Genomic DNA, 16,371 nt, shown 5'->3' with positions numbered 1-16,371 from the left:
CTCTCCGACCGTCGTTCAAGGTGAAGTCGAAAGATGTTTACACAACCAGGCGCTTGAAGAGAAGACGCTAGGTTAGGAACATGTTGCGCGCCGCCACCGAAGCCGATGTCGACACGATCCGGCGACTGCGTAATCAACAGGCCAATCGCGAGGTCAGCGTCACGTCGCACGAGATCGGCGCGGACGAGCACGCTGCGTGGTGGGCGAAGGCCTCGGTCGATCCCACCCGCCGGGTCCTGATCTACGAGCGGGACGATGTGACCGCCGGAGTCGTGAACTTCTTCGACCTCGAAGGATCGACCGGCTCGTGGGGATTCTTCCTCGACGCGGACGGGCTGGCTGAGCGTGGTGAGACGCTGCCCGCGTGGATCGAGGTGATGCGCGAGGCGACGGCGTACGCGTTCGGCGACCTCGGTCTCGACGTACTCACCGGCGAGGTGCTCGAGCACAACACCGTGGTCCGGCAGATGAACCGGCGGTTCCGCTTCACCGAGGGAACGCCCGAGCGACGGTACGCCGACGGCCGCGAGCTCACCGTGATTCCGATCAGCCTGCGCAAGCAGGACCGTAGAACTCAGGGGAATTGATGAGCACCATCGAGATCGGCGGCGTGCCCGTCGGGCCGGATCACCAGCCGTTCGTCATCGCGGAGATGTCGGGCAACCACAACGGCGATCTCGAACGGGCGAAGGACATCGTCCGGGCGGTGGCCGAGTCCGGTGCGCAGGCGTTGAAGCTGCAGACGTACACGGCGGACACGATGACCCTCGACCTCGACCTGCCGGCGTTCCGGCTGCCGGTGGAGCACGAGCTCTGGAGTGAGGCGCGGCTGTATGACCTCTACGCGGAGGCGCACACACCGTGGGCCTGGCATGAGCCGATCTTCGAGCTGGCGACCTCACTCGGGCTGGTGGCGTTCTCGTCGGCGTTCGACCAGACCGCGATCGACTTCCTGGAGAAGCTGAACGTCCCGGCATACAAGGTAGCGTCGAACGAGATCGGCGACCTCCCGCTCGTCCGCGGGATGGCGGAGACCGGGAAGCCGATCATCATCTCGACCGGCTCGGCGACGCTGACCGACATCGACGCCGCCGTCCGCGCGGCGCGTTCGACCGGCAACGAGCAGATCATCGTGCTCTCCTGCACCGCGAGTTATCCGGCGCCGCCCGAGCAGTCCAACCTCCGGGCCATCCCGGTCCTTCGTGACGCACTCGGCGTACAGGTCGGTCTGTCCGACCACACCATGGGCATCGGCGCCGCCATTGCGGCGGTGGCGTTGGGCGCGACCGTGATCGAGAAGCACGTCACCCTCAAACGCAACGACGGCGGCGTCGACTCCGCGTTCTCCCTCGAGCCGTGGGAGCTGGAGTCCCTCGTCGAGAACACCCGCGTCGCCCAACTGGCTCTCGGTCAGCCCATCATCGGTCCCAAACAAGCCGAGCAGAACGTCCTCCGCTTCCGCCGCTCCCTCTACGTCACCCAGGACGTCCGCGCCGGCGACCCCATCACCCCCGACAACGTCCGCTCCATCCGCCCCGCCGGCGGCCTCGCCCCCGACCTCTACCCCCAAGTAGAAGGCCGCCCCTTCCGCACCGACACCAAAGCCGGCACCCCCCTCACCTGGGATCTCCTGTAAGGCGTACCCGGCGAGGCGATTGGCAGCAGACGCGATCTGAGCAGAGCCGCCGGCCGCGACGGCCCTAACCTGCGCTTTCCGGAACATTCCGGTCACCTGGCGCAGAATAGTTTCCGAAGATCCAAGCTGCCCAAACCGCAGCCTCACACCTCACGCGAAGGACAACCACTCACGATCGCACCGGTCGCCTCGCTCACCTCACGTCGACGTGCAGCGTCCCCGCCAGTGGTCGTACGGCGAGGACGTGCTCACCACGCGGGACCGTCAACGGCAACCGGCTGGACAGAAAAGGCTCACACTGCACCGCATGCGACGACCCGTCGGGCACCGTCGCAAACAGAATCCAGTCCTCCGACGGCTGAATCAGCTCGTCCAAGTCCACCACCGCCGCCCAGCCGTCGTCCGAGACGGTACGCCGGCACACCACATCCACGTGGTCGTCGGAGCCGGCTAGATACCGCCGCCAGCTGAACGAGACCTCACCCCAATCAGGCCCGCGCACCACCAACTTGTTGCCCGCAGCAATAGCGGCGGTAGCCGTCATCCGGATCGGCGACTCGTGCAGGTTCACGTACCCACCGGTCGACCGCGTCAGCATCACCACGCGGCCATCTTCGGCATGCGAGACCAGCCGATCACCGGCCGTCCACAACAGCACCTGCTCACGACCCTCGGGATCGCGCACCCGGAACGCCCGCGTCGTCCGCTGACTGAACGGGTCGTCCGGATTCGTCTCCTCGAGGATCGGCCGGATCGGCAGCCTCGCGGTGAAGTCGCGGCCGTCGAGCTCGAGCGGAACCTCTTCCTCGCCGCCGGCCACCGGCCGGGTGACAAACAACGCCGGATCGTCGAGCGACGACCGCCCGTGCAACACCAATGCGTCGGGAGTCTGCTCGACTGAGGTCAAGCGACACGGATCGGTCAGCCGCCGAAGCGCGAAGCAGCCGTCCTTGCCCGGCCCCGGCTGAATCCAGTTGCTCTCGTCGATCCACGCTCCCGGCGGCCATCCCGGGCTGCCTGCCCGCTGCCCGCGCAACCTGTCCCGCCGCCGTACGCGCCCTGACCGCATCCGTATGTCGAAATGCGCCGGACCGGCCGTGCACCGGCCGAGCAGCTCGCGATCCAGCAGTACTTCGAACCCGACCAGCGACTCGTCGCCACGCAGGTCCGTCGCGGCAGACCGCCGTACCTTCAACGGATAGGACCTCCCTGCGATCACCAGCGAGATCCGAACGCTCGCAGCACTCGCCTGCAGATGCCGGATCTCAGCGGTCCCCTTCACCGACAGGCCGCCATCGACCCACGTCACTTCACGAACGCTCGTCGCCAGCGTGAGATCCGCGGCCGAAACCTGGAAGTGTTCCTGCGCCTCGGCACCGTCGAGCGCCAGCCTCCGGAGCAACTCGACATCACCGCCGGCGAGCGCCGCGTACTGCATCCGGTCGAAGCGAGATGCCTCCTCGAGCACCGCTGCGTCCAGTCGGTCACCGAGTTCGTGCGCGAGCTCGACGAGGTGTTGCTCCTCTTCCGCGGGAACCGTGCCGAAGGCTGTCAGCACCGCGTGCAGGTCGATCTGGCGGAAATGCTCGTGCACCCCACGGCGAACCGAGGGCAGGGCGTCGTCGACCAGGTCCAGCACCATCCCGGCCGACAGGACCCGGTCGCGGAGGTTCCCGAGCTGGAACTTCTGCTGGGTGATCGAGTCACCCGACTCCCGCTCGCGCCAGTAGTAGACCGGTGCGGCGAGGGTGTCGACCGTGACCGCGTCGAGGTGCGCCTTGAGCGTGACCGGGTAGTCCTCGTACCGGATCGCCGGGAAGCGGTACGCATACTCGTCCCAGAACGACCGCCGGTAGACCTTGTTCCAGACCATCCGGTCCAGCACGAGCTCCGGCGTCTCCGACACGTGCGTGGCGAACCGGTCCTGGGTGAAGCACTGCCGTTGCAGGTACGACGGCCGGACGCCATAACTGTTGTTGAATCGCCGGGCGTTACCACCGGCGAAGTCGGACCCGGTCCGGTCGAGCGTCCGGACCAGCATCCCGAACCCGTGCCGCGTGACCAGATCGTCGCTGTCGACGAATGCGATGTACTCGCCCGTGGCGTGATCGGTGCCGGTGTTGCGCGCCGGCCCGAGCCCGGCGTTCTCCTGCTGGACCATCCGGAAGCGGGAGTCGCGCGTACAGAAGTCCTTGGCGATGACCGCGCTGTCGTCCATCGAGCCGTCGTCGACCAGAATCGCCTCGAAGTCGGCCCAGGTCTGCCGCGCGATCGAGTCCAGACAGGGACCGAGGTACTCGCCGACGTTGTAGAACGGCACCACCACGCTCAGCCGCGGCGGCATCAGCGCCTACGCAGCCGGCGCGACAGCTTGCGGGCGACGACCCGCGGCTTGCGGACCTGAGCGGCATGGAAGACCACGCGAGACAGCGCGTACGTGCGTGATCCGCGGATGCGATCGTGGGCCGCGGTCACCTTCTGCAGCTGGATGCGAAGCTCGCGGATCCGGTTCTCCCGCGTCTTCATCGCCTTGTTGCGGAACCCGAGCGTGCGCTCGAGGCCGTAGACATGCCCCTTCAGCTCGAACAACTCCTGCCGCGCCCGCTGAGCGTCCGCGAGCTCGGTGCGTACGTCGACACTGTCAGGCAGCTGCAGCACGCCGGCCAGCGCGGCGGCCAACTCCTTGCCGCGAGCAACGTGTTCCTCGGACGCGGGCGGGGTGTCGGGTGAGGTCGCCTGGACCGGCTCCGGCAGCTCGACCCCGGACATGCCCAGCCAGGTGGAGACCAGGTCGTCGCCGAGCATCCACGGCGGCCACGGATGCCGCCGGTGCTGGCCGATCATCCGATCGTGGAACCGATACCACGCGGCTGCGAGCAGGTCCGCTCGGTCCGTGCGCTCCGCGGTTGCCCACGGCGAAACCCCGTAGGCAAAGGTATCTCCGTCGACCACGACGTCGTCCCACCGAAGCACTACCCGCGACTCGGTGGCCCACTCGCCGAGGCGAGCGGCCAGCTTGCGGAAGCCGGGAACGTCCTCGGCGGCAGCAAGCCGAAGCAGGACCGACTCGACCGACACGCCACCAGGCACCACCGCCGGCACAACGCCGGCATCAAAATCCAGCGTGGTCGGGGAAGGGAGATCGTTCCCGGCCACCGGAGCGTCGGCGGCGCCGGTGGTCGGCGCGGGGCCGGTGGTGGGCGTACCGATCGTTGTCTGCCAGCCGGACGTGCCTTGGTTGGCGGTCAAGATCGCCGGGCCGGTTTCGACGTACAGGTCGTGTTCGGCGTGGGTGCCGGTGATGGCGAGCCAGCCGGTGGGGATGGCGGCCAGAAGGCCGGCGCGGGCGGCGGAGTCGACGCCGTCGGCGATCGGCGAGAGCAGCGGGACGTCGACTGCTTCCAGGGCGTCCGTGGCCAGGCGGGTGGGCAGCTCCCCCGGGCGCGCGGCCGCGGCGACCTCGGCGGCTACGAACGTCCGCGAGCCGAAGTCGGCGTACACCTGCGCAGTCCACGGCAGAGCGGAGATGAACTGATCGGCGGACACCGGTCGCGTCGGGTCGTCGTGCAGCGGACGCCAGTCGTCGTCGCCGTGGCGCTCGTGGGGCGGACGACGGTCGAGCAAGTTCAGCAGGGAGAACTCGTTCTCAAGGCCCAGGACGACGACCGCATCCGGGGTCGCGAGCGCCGACACCGCCGCCAGGCGCTCGGACCAGCTCAGGCTCTCACTGTCGTAGCCCAGGACCCGGTCGAGACCGTCAGCGGCGAGGACCACCTCGAACGGTTCGGACCTCAGTCCGTCCAGAGCACCGGCGACGACCTGGAGACGGTCGCCGAACTCCGCGGCCAGCTCCTCGGCGTCCGACACCGAGCGGAGCAGGACGGTCGCGTCGGAGGTCCGCTCGGAGACGGCCGAGATCAGCGCACGGGAGTGCGGCCCGACGATCAGGGTACGGCGGTTGCCGGGAAGGACGTCGGCCAGCAACGCGGCCAGGGCCGGGTGGTGGTCGGTGCGATCCGTCCACGGTTGCATCTCACCGAGAACCACCTGCAGGTCAGACACGCTCTCTCCAATCGAACAGCATTCGCAGCTCCGCGGGCGGCATCATCCAGGGCTTGCCGAGTTCCAGGTCGGTCGTCGCCCGTGCGGTCTCCAGGTCGATGGACTTGCCGAGCATCTCCGGCCACAGCCGCTCGATCCGGCTCTGCCCGCCGAACAAGGGGTTCTCGCCGTCCATCTCCATCGGGTCGCCGTAGACCGCGGGTTCGCAGCCGGCCGCGACGCCGTAGAAGATTGCCGTCGACAACCGGTTGGCGGCGACCCGCTTGTGCCGCCGCAGCTCGGCCAGCTGCTTGAACAGGAAGCGCCGATCCGTTCCCTCGTAGGAGAACCCGCGGCGCCCGAACGACACCACGCGGAAGCCGGCGTCCTCGTAGTACCCGCGGACCTCGGGACGGTCGTACTCGGTGTAGTAGAGGCTGAAGGTGACCGGGCCGGGCTCGGTCTCGCGGATCTCGTCGATCAGCCGCTGGTGGTCGCCGTGGATCTTGCCGCCCTCCCACCCGTGGAAGAGGAACCACAGCGTGCCCTCGCGCTCGACCGGCTCCTCTTCTTGCTGCTCGAGCTCGAGCAGATAGAGGAACGGCGCGCCGATGCTGTGGTAGTTCCGCCGGCCCAGCGAATGCCCGCGGCGCCGCGGCGCGTCGCTCCAGGTGAACCGCCAGGCGCCGTCGTAGAACTCGTGCACCGGGTTCCACCCGCAGCCGATGTTCCAGCCGTGCTGCAGATAGCCGCGCAGCCGTGGCGGGTGGTCGAAGTCCAGACCGGCGTACCGCGACAGGATGTGCGTCTGGCCGTAGTAGTGGTTGTGGTGATGCATCAGCGGACCTCCACGTGCAGCGTGCCGGCATGCGGTCGTACGGCGAGAACGTGTGCACCCCGCGAGATCGTCAACGGCAACCGGCTGCACAGGAAGGGCTCGCACTGCACGGCGTGCGACGACCCGTCGGCCTTGGTCGCGAACAGGATCCAGTCCGCCAGCGACGCCAACGGGTCCGCCGAGACCCGCACCGCAGCCGCGGGGATCAGCGCGTCCACCTCGGCGGCTGCACACCAGCCGTCGGCGGACGACGTACGACGGCAGACCACGTCCAGGTGATCGTCGGAGTCGGCCAGGTACCGCCGCCAGCTGAACGAGACCTCACCTCCGTCGGCCCCGCTGACCACCAACATGCTGCCTGTAGCAACAGCAGTGGTGGCCGTCGTCCGGATCGGGGACTCGTGCAGGTTCACGTACCCACCGGTGGATCGCGTCAGCGTCACCACCCGGCCGGCCTCGGTCCGGGAGACCGCGGAGTCACCGGCGGTCCACAGCAGCACCCGCTGCTGTCCTTCGGGATCGCGGAGCCGGAACGATCGCGTCGTCCGCTGGCCGAAGGGGTCGTCGGGATTCGCCTGCGCCAGGAGGTCCGCGATCGGCAACCGCGCGGTGAAGTCACGACCGTCGAGCTCCAGCGGAATCTCTTCCTCGCCGCCGAGCACCGGCCGGCTGACGAACAACGACGGCTCGTCGAACGACGACCGGCCGTGCAACACCAGCGCATCCGGTGTCCGCTCTACCGAGGTCAACCGGCACGGATCCGTCAGCCGGCGGACGGAGAAGCATCCGTTCTTGCCCGGACCCGGCTGAATCCAGTTCGTCTCGTCGATCCACGCACCGGGCGGCCAGCCGGGACTCCCCGGCCCCTGCCCGCCGAGCGTGCCCCGGCGATCCCGGCGCCCGGACTTCATCTGTACGTCGAAGTGCGCCGGAGCGCCCGTGCATCGACCGAGCAGCTCGCGATCCAGCACCACCTCGAACCCGACCATCGTCGTGTCCCCGTGCAGGTCCAGCGCGTCGTACCGGCGTACTTCGAGCGGGTGCGGGGTGTCCGCGATGACCAGGGAGATCTGCAGGCTCGAGGAGCGCTCGGTCGCCAGGTGGCGGATCTCGGCCGTGCCCTTGACCGACAGCGAGTCGCCGACCCAGGCCACCTCGCGCACATTCGTCGCCAGAGTGAGGCTCCGCTCCGAGACCCGGTACAGCTCCTGCGGTACGACGTCCTCCCGCAGGCCGGGGTAGTTGTAGTCGAGCTGCCGCGTCCGCCGCGGCCGCGGAACCGCCCGTGCACCGCCGCGGAGACCGCCGTCGTTGCGGAAGTGCGCCAGCCGGCGGAGCAGCTCGACGTCACCGGCCCGGAGCGCGGCATGCTGAATCCGGTCGTACCGGTGGGTGGCCGCCAGGACCTCGTCGTCGAGCCGATCGAGCAGCTCACCGGACAACTCGACGAGGTGCTGCTCCTCCTCAGCGGGCACCGAACCGAACGCGGACATCAGGGTGAGTACGTCGATCTGGGCCAGGTGCGCGTGCACCCGCCGGCGGACGACCGGTACGGCGTCCTCGACCAGGTCCAGCACCATTCCGGCCGAGACGACCCGGTCGCGGATGTTGCCGAGCTCGAACTTCTGCTGGGTGATCGACTCACCCGACTCCCGCTCGCGCCAGTAGTAGACGGCCTGCGTGATCGTGTCCACGGTCACCGCGTCCAGGTGCGCCTTCAGTGCGACGGGATAGTCCTCGTAGCGGATCGGCGGGAAGCTGTAGCCGTACTCGGTCCAGAAGGACAGCCGGTAAACCTTGTTCCAGAGCATCCGGTCCAGCATGAGGTCGGGAAACTCCGACACGTGGGTGGCGTGCCGGACGCGGGCGAACGGCTGCCGGTGCAGCCACGACGGCCGGACCCCGAAGCTGTTGTTGAACCGCCGCGCGTTGCCGCCGGCGAAGTCCGATCCGGTCCGGTCCAGGGTCCGGACCAGCGCGGCGAATCCGTACCGCGAGACCAGGTCGTCGCCGTCGACGAACGCCAGGTACTCGCCGGTCGCCTCGCGGATCCCCGTGTCCCGGGCCGGCCCGGGACCGGCGTTCGCCTGCTGGACGAGCCGGAAGCGGGAGTCGCGGGCACAGAAGTCCTTGGCGATGACGGCGCTGTCGTCGGGCGAACCGTCGTCGACCAGGATCGCCTCGAAGTCGCCCCAGGCCTGCCGGGCGATCGACTCGAGACAAGGCCCGAGGTACTCGCCGACGTTGTAGAAGGGCACGACCACACTGAGCCGCGGCGTCACTCCGGCAAACTCCCCTCGCTGCAGCTAGGTAGCTAGGGGTGCCCCCCAAAGCACTTTCTACGTAGCGGCAACGAGGTGGAGCGTCAGAAGGTTATGCACGGGCTCGAATCCGTACCGGGCCCAGACCCGCTGGATGCCGGTGTGATGGGCCTGGGTCGACACGACCAGGCGCCGGGTGGTGCAGGCGTCCTCGACCGCCGCGAGCAGGTGACCGTACCGGCCGCGGCCCTGTTCGGCCGGTACGACGCCGGCCAGCTGGATCTCGGTCCACGAGCGCTGCTGGTCGATCGCGGCCAGCGCGAGCACCCGCCGATCGGGGCCGCGCAGGACGACCGCACCGGCGGCGGCGATCCGGCGTCGGGCCCAGTCCTGCCGGCCGGCCAGCGCGACAGCGCGGTCGAACACCGGATTGGCGCAGTAGTGGTTCCCCGAGTCGCCGAACACGTCCGCAACCAGGTCGTCCACCAGGACGTCATCCGCCTCGGGCTCGACCTGAGCGGTGAACCCGGCCAGTGGCGCCGGCCGGCGGCCCTTGCCGGTCGGGAGCGACCAGTAGACGACGGTGTCGGCCAGCAGCGCCTGCCGCGGCCCGCTCGCCAGCGCGGCGAACCAGGTGGTCTCGCGGGCCGGGTACCGCAGCACTACCACGTCGGCCGTCGACCGCTCGACGGCGGTCAGCACCTCGGACAGCGGCGTACCGGCGGAGGCGGACACGCTCATCCGGTCGATCGAGACGCCGAACCGCTTCGCAGCGTCCACGGACGGCCGCACGGTCAACTCACCGGCCTCGAGCGCGTCGTACCAACTCATAGGGCGATGAGCTTAGTCGTTCTTCTCGACCGTTTCGGCGAAGGTGTGGTGTCCGTGGTCCTCGAGGCTGTCGTAGCCGACGAGGAACTGAGGTCGCCGCTGACTGGATTGGAACAGCCGGGCGACGTACTCACCGAGCAGGCCGAGGCAGAGCAGCTGGATCGCGCCGATCACACTCACCGCGAGCACGGTCGACGTCCAGCCCGGGATGCTGCGACCGGCCAACTTGATGACCAATGCTCCGATCACGAACACTCCCGACAACATCCCACCGAGCAGCCCCAGCCACGTCGCCAGCCGCAGCGGGGCCGCCGAGAACGCGGTCACGCTGTCGAAGGCCAGCCGGAGCATCTTGGTGAAGTTGTACTTCGTCGTCCCGGCGGCCCGCTCGGCGCGGACGTACCTCACTTCCGCGCTCGGGAAGCCGAGCCACGGGATCACCAGCCGGAAGACGCGACCGTCCTCGGGCAGCGCGTTCACCGCGTCGACCACCCGGCGCGACACCAGCCGGAAGTCGCCGGCGTCGAACGGGATCTCCTTGCCGACCAGCCGGCACATCAGCCGGTAGTACATCCGCGCGGTCGTCCGCTTCAGCCAGGTATCGCTCGAGCGGTCCGAGCGAACGCCGTGCACGACGTCGACGTCCTGGTCGCGCGCCGCGGTCAGGAACTCGGCGATGACCTCGGGCGGGTCCTGCAGGTCGGCGTCGATCGTGACCAGGTACTCACCCCGGGCGCGGCGGAAGCCGGCCGACTGGGCGGCCTGGTGACCTCTGTTCCGCAGCAGCCGGATGACGCGCAGCTGCGCCCAGTCCTCGGCGGCCTCGAGCAGCAGCGTCGCGGTCCCGTCCCGGCTGCCGTCGTCCACCACGATGACCTCGTAAGAGATCCCGAGTCCGTCCAGCAGCGGGCGCATCCGTGCGAAGAACATCGGCAGCACCTCCTCTTCGTCGTACATCGGTACGACGACGGAGAGCGCCGGGTGATCGGCATGCATAGATCGGGACCTTACTAGTGGTGACACTCCGCATTCGTGACCTAACAGATTTCACATTACTGTTACGACATGCGCGCGAAGGCGAGGCGGCGGGGGCCGCGGACAGCGGGGCCTTCCCTTTCCGGTCTCATGGCCGGGCTGGCGGTCGTGATCCTCGCGATCGTGCTGCTAGCCCTGCACTCGACCTTCTTCGAGCTCGCCCGGTTCGTGCTGTTCACCGGGCTCGCGATCGCACTGCCTGGCTTCGCCCTGTGGCGACTAATCGGCAGCTACGGACGCAATCTGGTCGAGGACCTCGCCGCCGGGCTCGCGGTGGGTACGGCCGCCCAGATCGTCGTGTATCTGGCTAGTGCGTCGATCGGATTGCAGGCGTGGTCGTGGGTGTGGGCGCCGGTGGTGCTGTTGATCACCTTCGTGGACAGTGATGTCCGGGCGCGGGTCTGGCGGCGGGTGGACCAGCCGCTGCGACCACTGCAGGCCTGGCTGCTCGCTGCGGCGACGGCAGTCGTCGTACTGGTCGTCTACCGGCGCGGTCCGGGGCAGTTCCTGCCGGCGTACACCGACCCGCTGCGCTCGTACCCTGACCTGGCCTTCCAGCAGGCACTGGCCGCCAGCGCGAAGTACGACGTACCGATCTCGACACTGTGGCTCGGTGGCGTGCCGATGAAGTACCACACGTTCTTCCACCAGGCGACAGCCGCGACGGCGTGGGGGACGCGGATCGACCTGACCGACCTGATCCACTCGCTGAGCTGGCTGCCGTTGTTCCTCGCCGGCTGCGGACTGGTCTTCGCACTGACCACGCGCTTCGCCCGGACCTCGGAGTCGGGCGCGACCTGGGCCGGGCCGCTCGCAGTCCTGGTCGCTGGGCTCGGCGGGGCGGTGCAGCCACTACCCGACCAGGGGCTCGGCGGGATCTCCACTGCGGTCGCGGCGTACCTGAGTCCGACGCAGAACCTCGGCGTACTGATCGCACTGGCGCTCTGCATCGTGGCGGTCGATCTGCTGCGGGCGAGCGCACCCCGCAGTCGCTGGGTGTTGCTGATCTTGCTCGCGCTGGTCGCGGCCGGGGCGAAGTCGACGATCCTGCCGTTGCTGGGCGTCGGGTTCGCGTTCGCGTTCCTGCAGCTGACGGTGGCCCGGAAGCCCACGCGACCGGCGACGATCGGTGGGGCGCTGTCGTTCGTGGTGTTCGTGGGCGGGCTGATCACGATCTTCGGCGGCAGCACGTGGGGGACGGAGATCAAACCGTTCCAGACGTTCATCCAGCTCGAGCCGTACCCGATCGTGATCGACAACCCGCACGCGCAGTTGTTGTCGGCAGCAACGACCTTGCTGAGCTGGGGCCTGGCCGCCTCGGGGCTGTTCTTCATCGGACGGAAGTGGCGGGACCCCGGCACTGTGTTTCTGCTCGGCTTCGCCGTGGCGGGGCTGCTAGGGGCGATGCTGACGACGCAGTCCGGCGTCAGCCAGTTGTACTTCCTGCGGACTGCCTTCCCAGCGGTCGCCGTACTCGCGTCGGATGGGCTGGCGAACCTGGCCGGGCGGCTCGCGGACCGGCGGGCTGTGGTGCTCGTGGGTGCGGCCGGATTGCTCGCGCTGGTGGGACTGGCCGTCGCGCGATCCGAGTCGGCAGACCTCAAGGGGATCAAGGGCCCGTGGCTGTGGACGGCTGCGGCGCTTGTAGCGGTTGCTGTCGTCGTTGCCCTTGCGTGGAAGGCGTTCCGGCGACCCGGCAATGTCTTTGTCGCTCTGCTCGTCGGTGCGGTGGCAGCGAGCATGATCGGAGCCATGCTGCTTCCGCTGCAGGCGTTCGTGTCGGACAAGGCGTCCAATCTGGTCTTCGCTCATCCCTTCCGCGGCGGTGCGACCGCGGCCGAGGCCGGTGCGGCGCAGTGGCTGCGCCGGAACAGCACACCGGGCGATCTGGTCGCCACCAACGCGCACTGCATCATCCAGCGCGACGGCATCTGCGACAGCCGGCACTTCTGGCTCGCCGCCCTGTCCGAACGGCCGGTGCTGATCGAAGGCTGGTCGTACTCCAACCAGGCCAACCGGATCGCCGTCACCACGGGCGGGAACCCCAGCCTGATCCCGTACTGGAACCGCGAGGAGCTCGCCGCCAACGACGCCGCCTTCAAGGCCCCGACGCCGACATCGATCGAGCGCCTCCGCAAGGCCGGAGTGCGCTGGCTGTACGCCGACCATCGCGCGGGCGAGGTGTCACCGGCACTCCGCAACTACGTCCGGCTCCGGCACGCCACGCTGGACGCCACTGTCTACGAGCTCAGATAAGGGCCGTCAGGGCATCTGCGACCCGGACGCGACCGTTGCCATCGACAAGCTTCCAGCCAGCCGCTGCCAGGCGAGCGCGCTCAGTCGGGTCGGTCAGCAGGCGTTTCAGCGCTGCCGCCGCCGCAGCCGGATCCGTCTTCAGGTCGGACAGCACACCGACTCCGGCCGCCGTACCAGTCGCTATGGCTCGCTCGTAGCCCATCACCTGGTTGTCGACCACACAGACGAGTCCGGCCGTGGCTCCGAGGCACAGCAGCTCCCAGGTCGACGTACCCGAGGCGCTGATGGTCAGATCGGCCTCGCGCACGGCCGCCGCAAGCTGATCCGTCGGCCCGATCACATCGACTCGTTGCCCCGCCTGCAGGTTGACCGCGGCAATACGCGCAGCCAAGTCGACCGTCGGCGCGACCACGGTGGCGTCGAACGGTACGCCGGTGGCCGCGAGAGCTCGCATCACATGAGGACCGGCGCCGAACGCATCCGTTCCCCCGAAGAACGCGAACACCTTGGGTACGGCGACCTGCCGCGGCGCGGGTGGTTCGGACGGGCGGAGGGCGAGGATCTCGTCGCGAATCATCACGTGCTCGAGACCGGCCAGCCTGGTCGAGTCGGGTGGCAGCTCGGGGTGGTCGAGCTCGGCGGCGAGGTTCTGATCGACCAGCACGTCCGCCTCGGCGCCGCGAAAGTCACCATCGACGATGGCCAGCGTGGGGATCCCGGTCGCACGTACAGCCGAGTAGACCGACGCATCCAGGTCATAGGAGTCGAAGACCACCGCGTCCAACTGGAGGCGCTTGAGCAGCTCGACGTGCTCGGCGGCCGTCCACACCGCCGGCTCCACCTCGATCCCCCGGGCCGCGATCTGCTCGGCGGCCCACGGCACGGTGTGCGCGTCGCAGACGAACACGAGCTCGATCCCGCGTCGCCGTACCTCCTCCGCCAGCGCCAGGCACCGCATCACGTGCCCGATGCCCCGCCCCGGTCCCACATCACACCGCACCCCGACGCGTTTCACGCCCCGACCGTAGCGGCTGCACCTGCGATTTCCCGCTTCCAGAACGACTTCGAGCGTACGTTTGATCACATCTGACCGGGCTGCGGGATTGAAGCGGCTTCGGAGCGGGCAGCTATTGTTCGAGTCTGCACTGCGCGTACGGTGTTCGGAACTGTCCGTCAGAAGGGTCCTGCTCGAGTGTCCATCCTCACCGGCTCCGACATCCTCGTCACCGGAGGCACCGGATCCTTCGGCCGGGCGTTCGTCCGGCATGCGCTGGACCAGCTGAACCCACGCCGGCTCATCGTCTTCAGCCGCGACGAACTCAAGCAGTGGGAGGTCCGCCAGCTGTTCGGCGACGACCCGCGACTGCGGTTCTTCCTCGGTGACGTCCGGGATCGGTCACGACTGCTGCGGGCCATGCACCGGGTCGACTACGTCGTCCACGCTGCCGCGCTGAAGCAGGTGGACAGCGGCGAGTACAACCCGTGGGAGTTCGTCCAGACCAACGTGATCGGCTCGCAGAACGTCATCGAGGCCGCGATCGACTCCGGCGTCAAGCGCGTCGTCGCCCTGTCGACCGACAAGGCCTCCAGCCCGATCAACCTGTACGGCGCGACCAAGCTGACCGCGGACAAGCTGTTCATCAACGGCAACCACTACGCGGCGGCGTACGACACCCGGTTCGCGGTGGTCCGGTACGGCAACGTGATGGGCAGCCGGGGCTCGATCATCCCGAAGTTCCGTGCGCTGCACGCGGCCGGCCAGTCGCTGCCGATCACCGATCTGCGCTGCACCCGGTTCCTGATCACGCTGCCGCAGGCAGTCGAGTTCGTGGTCGACTCGTTCGAGCTGATGACCGGCGGCGAGCTGTACGTGCCGCGGATCCCGTCGATGCAGGTGACCGACCTGGCCGAGGCGATCGCGCCCGGCGCGAAGATGCACGACGTGGGCCTGCGCCCGGGCGAGAAGCTGCACGAGGAGATGATCAGCCCGGAGGAAGGCCGCCGCGCGCTCGCGGTCGGCAACCGGTTCGTGCTCCAGCCCGACCTGGCCACCTGGGGCTACCTCCCGCCGTCGGACGGCATCCCCGTCGTGGACGGATTCCACTACGCGTCGGACACCAACGACCTGTGGTACTCGATCGAGGAAATCCGCAAGATCCTGGAGAGCGACGTTTAGGGATGCCTCAGCAAGGGACGTTGGTGCGGCCAGCGGTGGTCCAGTCGTTCGCTGGCAAGGCGGAGGAGGAGAGCGATGCGAAGCATCGTGCGACGACGACAACGCGGCCAGCGGGCGTCTGGACCACCGCTGGACGTGCCGAACGTCCCTTGCTGAGGCATTGATGCTGCCGTACGGGCGTCAGTCGATTTCTGACGCGGATATCGAAGCGGTCACCGCCGTGCTGCGGGGCGATTGGCTCACCACCGGACCTGCCGTCACCGCGTTCGAGAACGCCGTGTCCGAGCTGTCCGGTGGACATCGCGCGGTCAGCTGCACGTCGGGTACCGCGGCCCTGCACATCGCGTACGCCGCACTCGGCGTGGGACCGGGTGACGAGGTCGTCACCACCCCGATGACCTTTGTCGCCACGGCGTCCTGCGCGGCGATCCTGGGAGCGAAGGTGGTCTTCGCGGATGTCGACGAGGACACCGCCTTGATCGCTCCATCAGCCGTCGAGGCTGCACTGACCGAGCGTACGAAGGTGATCGCGGCCGTCGACTACGCCGGTCAGGCCGCGGACTACGCCGCCCTGCAGCCGCTGGCGGATCGGGTCGGTGCACGGACGCTCGCCGACGCGGCCCACTCGATCGGCGGCTTCGCCGACGGTCGCCCGGTCGGGGACCTCGCCGACGTGACCACGATGTCGTTCTTCCCGACCAAGAACCTCACCACCGGCGAAGGCGGCGCGGTGGTCTGCAAGGACCCGGCGATCGGCCGGCGCGCGCACGAGTTCCACTTCATCGGTCTCGTCCGCGATCCGGACCGCTTCGAGATCACCGATGAAGGCCCGTGGCATCAAGAGGTGCACGAGTACGGCGTGAACTACCGGCTCACCGACCTCGGAGCGGCTCTCGGACTGTCGCAGCTGGCTCGACTCGCGGACTTCAAGCGCCGCCGGGCCGAGATCACCGCGCGTTACAACTCGGCGTTCGCTGACCTAGACGATCTCCGTACGCCGGTGCAGCGGGCGGGCGTGGATCCGGCCTGGCACCTCTACCCGATCCGGATCCTCGGCGACCGCCGGCGCGAGATCTTCGAGGGCATGCGGGCCGCGGGCATCGGCGTACAGGTGAACTACATCCCGGTGTACTGGCACCCGGTGTTCGCGCGCCAGGGGTACCAGCGCGGGCAGTGCCCGAACGCCGAGCGTTTCTACGCCCAGGAGCTCTCCCTCCCCCTCTTCCCGGACCTGACCGACAGTGACGTCGACCGGGTGATCGACACGCTTCTCAAACTGGTTGGCTAACGTGACTGA

12 protein-coding genes are annotated in these 16,371 nt (G+C 68.6%); 5 read left to right on the top strand and 7 right to left on the bottom strand.

Translation table 11 applies throughout. The annotated features are described in order from the left end of the window. Positions 1-80 precede the first annotated feature (80 nt). Positions 81-587, top strand: coding sequence for a GNAT family N-acetyltransferase (locus AB0E63_RS12000; RefSeq protein ID WP_360364506.1), 507 nt, complete (start codon positions 81-83; stop codon positions 585-587). Next, positions 587-1,636: a pseudaminic acid synthase gene (gene pseI / locus AB0E63_RS11995; RefSeq protein WP_360364504.1), complete on the top strand. Its 1,050-nt coding sequence runs from the start codon at positions 587-589 to the stop codon at positions 1,634-1,636. Before AB0E63_RS12000 ends, pseI begins: the two co-directional genes overlap by 1 nt. 193 nt (positions 1,637-1,829) lie before the next feature. On the opposite strand, the gene AB0E63_RS11990 is transcribed toward pseI, so the two are convergent. The 6 genes from AB0E63_RS11990 to AB0E63_RS11965 are packed head-to-tail and all read right to left on the bottom strand — an operon-like array spanning position 1,830 to position 10,603. Continuing rightward, positions 1,830-3,980 (bottom strand): glycosyltransferase, encoded by a 2,151-nt coding sequence (locus tag AB0E63_RS11990; protein WP_360364502.1) that lies wholly within the window; start codon positions 3,978-3,980, stop codon positions 1,830-1,832. Beyond that, positions 3,980-5,698 (bottom strand): hypothetical protein, encoded by a 1,719-nt coding sequence (locus AB0E63_RS11985; RefSeq protein WP_360364501.1) that lies wholly within the window; start codon positions 5,696-5,698, stop codon positions 3,980-3,982. The genes AB0E63_RS11990 and AB0E63_RS11985 overlap by 1 nt, the downstream gene beginning before the upstream one ends. After that, a complete protein-coding gene (locus AB0E63_RS11980; RefSeq protein ID WP_360364499.1) occupies positions 5,691-6,515 on the bottom strand; it encodes a hypothetical protein in 825 nt (274 codons plus the stop codon). The genes AB0E63_RS11985 and AB0E63_RS11980 overlap by 8 nt, the downstream gene beginning before the upstream one ends. Next, positions 6,515-8,797, bottom strand: coding sequence for a glycosyltransferase (locus AB0E63_RS11975; RefSeq protein ID WP_360364497.1), 2,283 nt, complete (start codon positions 8,795-8,797; stop codon positions 6,515-6,517). Before AB0E63_RS11975 ends, AB0E63_RS11980 begins: the two co-directional genes overlap by 1 nt. Positions 8,798-8,854: 57 nt before the next feature. Next, positions 8,855-9,607, bottom strand: a complete 753-nt coding sequence (locus tag AB0E63_RS11970; RefSeq protein WP_360364495.1) for an N-acetyltransferase — start codon at positions 9,605-9,607, stop codon at positions 8,855-8,857. Positions 9,608-9,619: 12 nt separating this feature from the next. Beyond that, entirely contained in the window at positions 9,620-10,603 is a 984-nt protein-coding gene (locus AB0E63_RS11965; RefSeq protein WP_360364493.1) for a glycosyltransferase family 2 protein, read from the bottom strand. A gap of 129 nt (positions 10,604-10,732) precedes the next feature. Here AB0E63_RS11965 and AB0E63_RS11960 point away from each other — a divergent pair, with 129 nt between their 5' ends. Further along, positions 10,733-12,898: a hypothetical protein gene (locus tag AB0E63_RS11960; RefSeq protein ID WP_360364491.1), complete on the top strand. Its 2,166-nt coding sequence runs from the start codon at positions 10,733-10,735 to the stop codon at positions 12,896-12,898. On the opposite strand, the gene AB0E63_RS11955 is transcribed toward AB0E63_RS11960, so the two are convergent. Further along, the gene (locus tag AB0E63_RS11955; RefSeq protein ID WP_360364489.1) at positions 12,891-13,913 is read right to left on the bottom strand and encodes a spore coat protein; all 1,023 of its coding nucleotides are present in this window, start codon (positions 13,911-13,913) and stop codon (positions 12,891-12,893) included. The genes AB0E63_RS11960 and AB0E63_RS11955 overlap by 8 nt on opposite strands. A 177-nt stretch (positions 13,914-14,090) precedes the next feature. Between AB0E63_RS11955 and pseB the strand changes: the two genes are divergently transcribed. Next, positions 14,091-15,074: a UDP-N-acetylglucosamine 4,6-dehydratase (inverting) gene (gene pseB, locus AB0E63_RS11950; protein WP_360364488.1), complete on the top strand. Its 984-nt coding sequence runs from the start codon at positions 14,091-14,093 to the stop codon at positions 15,072-15,074. Positions 15,075-15,237: 163 nt separating this feature from the next. Continuing rightward, positions 15,238-16,362 carry a UDP-4-amino-4,6-dideoxy-N-acetyl-beta-L-altrosamine transaminase gene (pseC, locus tag AB0E63_RS11945; protein ID WP_360364486.1) on the top strand — a complete coding sequence of 375 codons (1,125 nt, stop codon included), beginning with the start codon at positions 15,238-15,240 and terminating at the stop codon, positions 16,360-16,362. The last annotated feature ends 9 nt before the right edge of the window (positions 16,363-16,371 follow it).

Source organism: Kribbella sp. NPDC026596 (genome assembly GCF_040638415.1).
Taxonomy (GTDB): domain Bacteria; phylum Actinomycetota; class Actinomycetes; order Propionibacteriales; family Kribbellaceae; genus Kribbella.
This window is presented reverse-complemented; position numbering and strand designations above follow the sequence as displayed.

Coding starts and splice junctions, on each gene's coding strand:
- AB0E63_RS12000 (WP_360364506.1), top strand. CDS start 81: ATGTTGCGCGCCGCCACCGAAGCCGATGTCGACACGATCCGGCGACTG.
- pseI (WP_360364504.1), top strand. CDS start 587: ATGAGCACCATCGAGATCGGCGGCGTGCCCGTCGGGCCGGATCACCAG.
- AB0E63_RS11990 (WP_360364502.1), bottom strand. CDS start 3,980: ATGCCGCCGCGGCTGAGCGTGGTGGTGCCGTTCTACAACGTCGGCGAG.
- AB0E63_RS11980 (WP_360364499.1), bottom strand. CDS start 6,515: ATGCATCACCACAACCACTACTACGGCCAGACGCACATCCTGTCGCGG.
- AB0E63_RS11970 (WP_360364495.1), bottom strand. CDS start 9,607: ATGAGTTGGTACGACGCGCTCGAGGCCGGTGAGTTGACCGTGCGGCCG.
- AB0E63_RS11965 (WP_360364493.1), bottom strand. CDS start 10,603: ATGCATGCCGATCACCCGGCGCTCTCCGTCGTCGTACCGATGTACGAC.
- AB0E63_RS11960 (WP_360364491.1), top strand. CDS start 10,733: ATGGCCGGGCTGGCGGTCGTGATCCTCGCGATCGTGCTGCTAGCCCTG.
- pseC (WP_360364486.1), top strand. CDS start 15,238: ATGCTGCCGTACGGGCGTCAGTCGATTTCTGACGCGGATATCGAAGCG.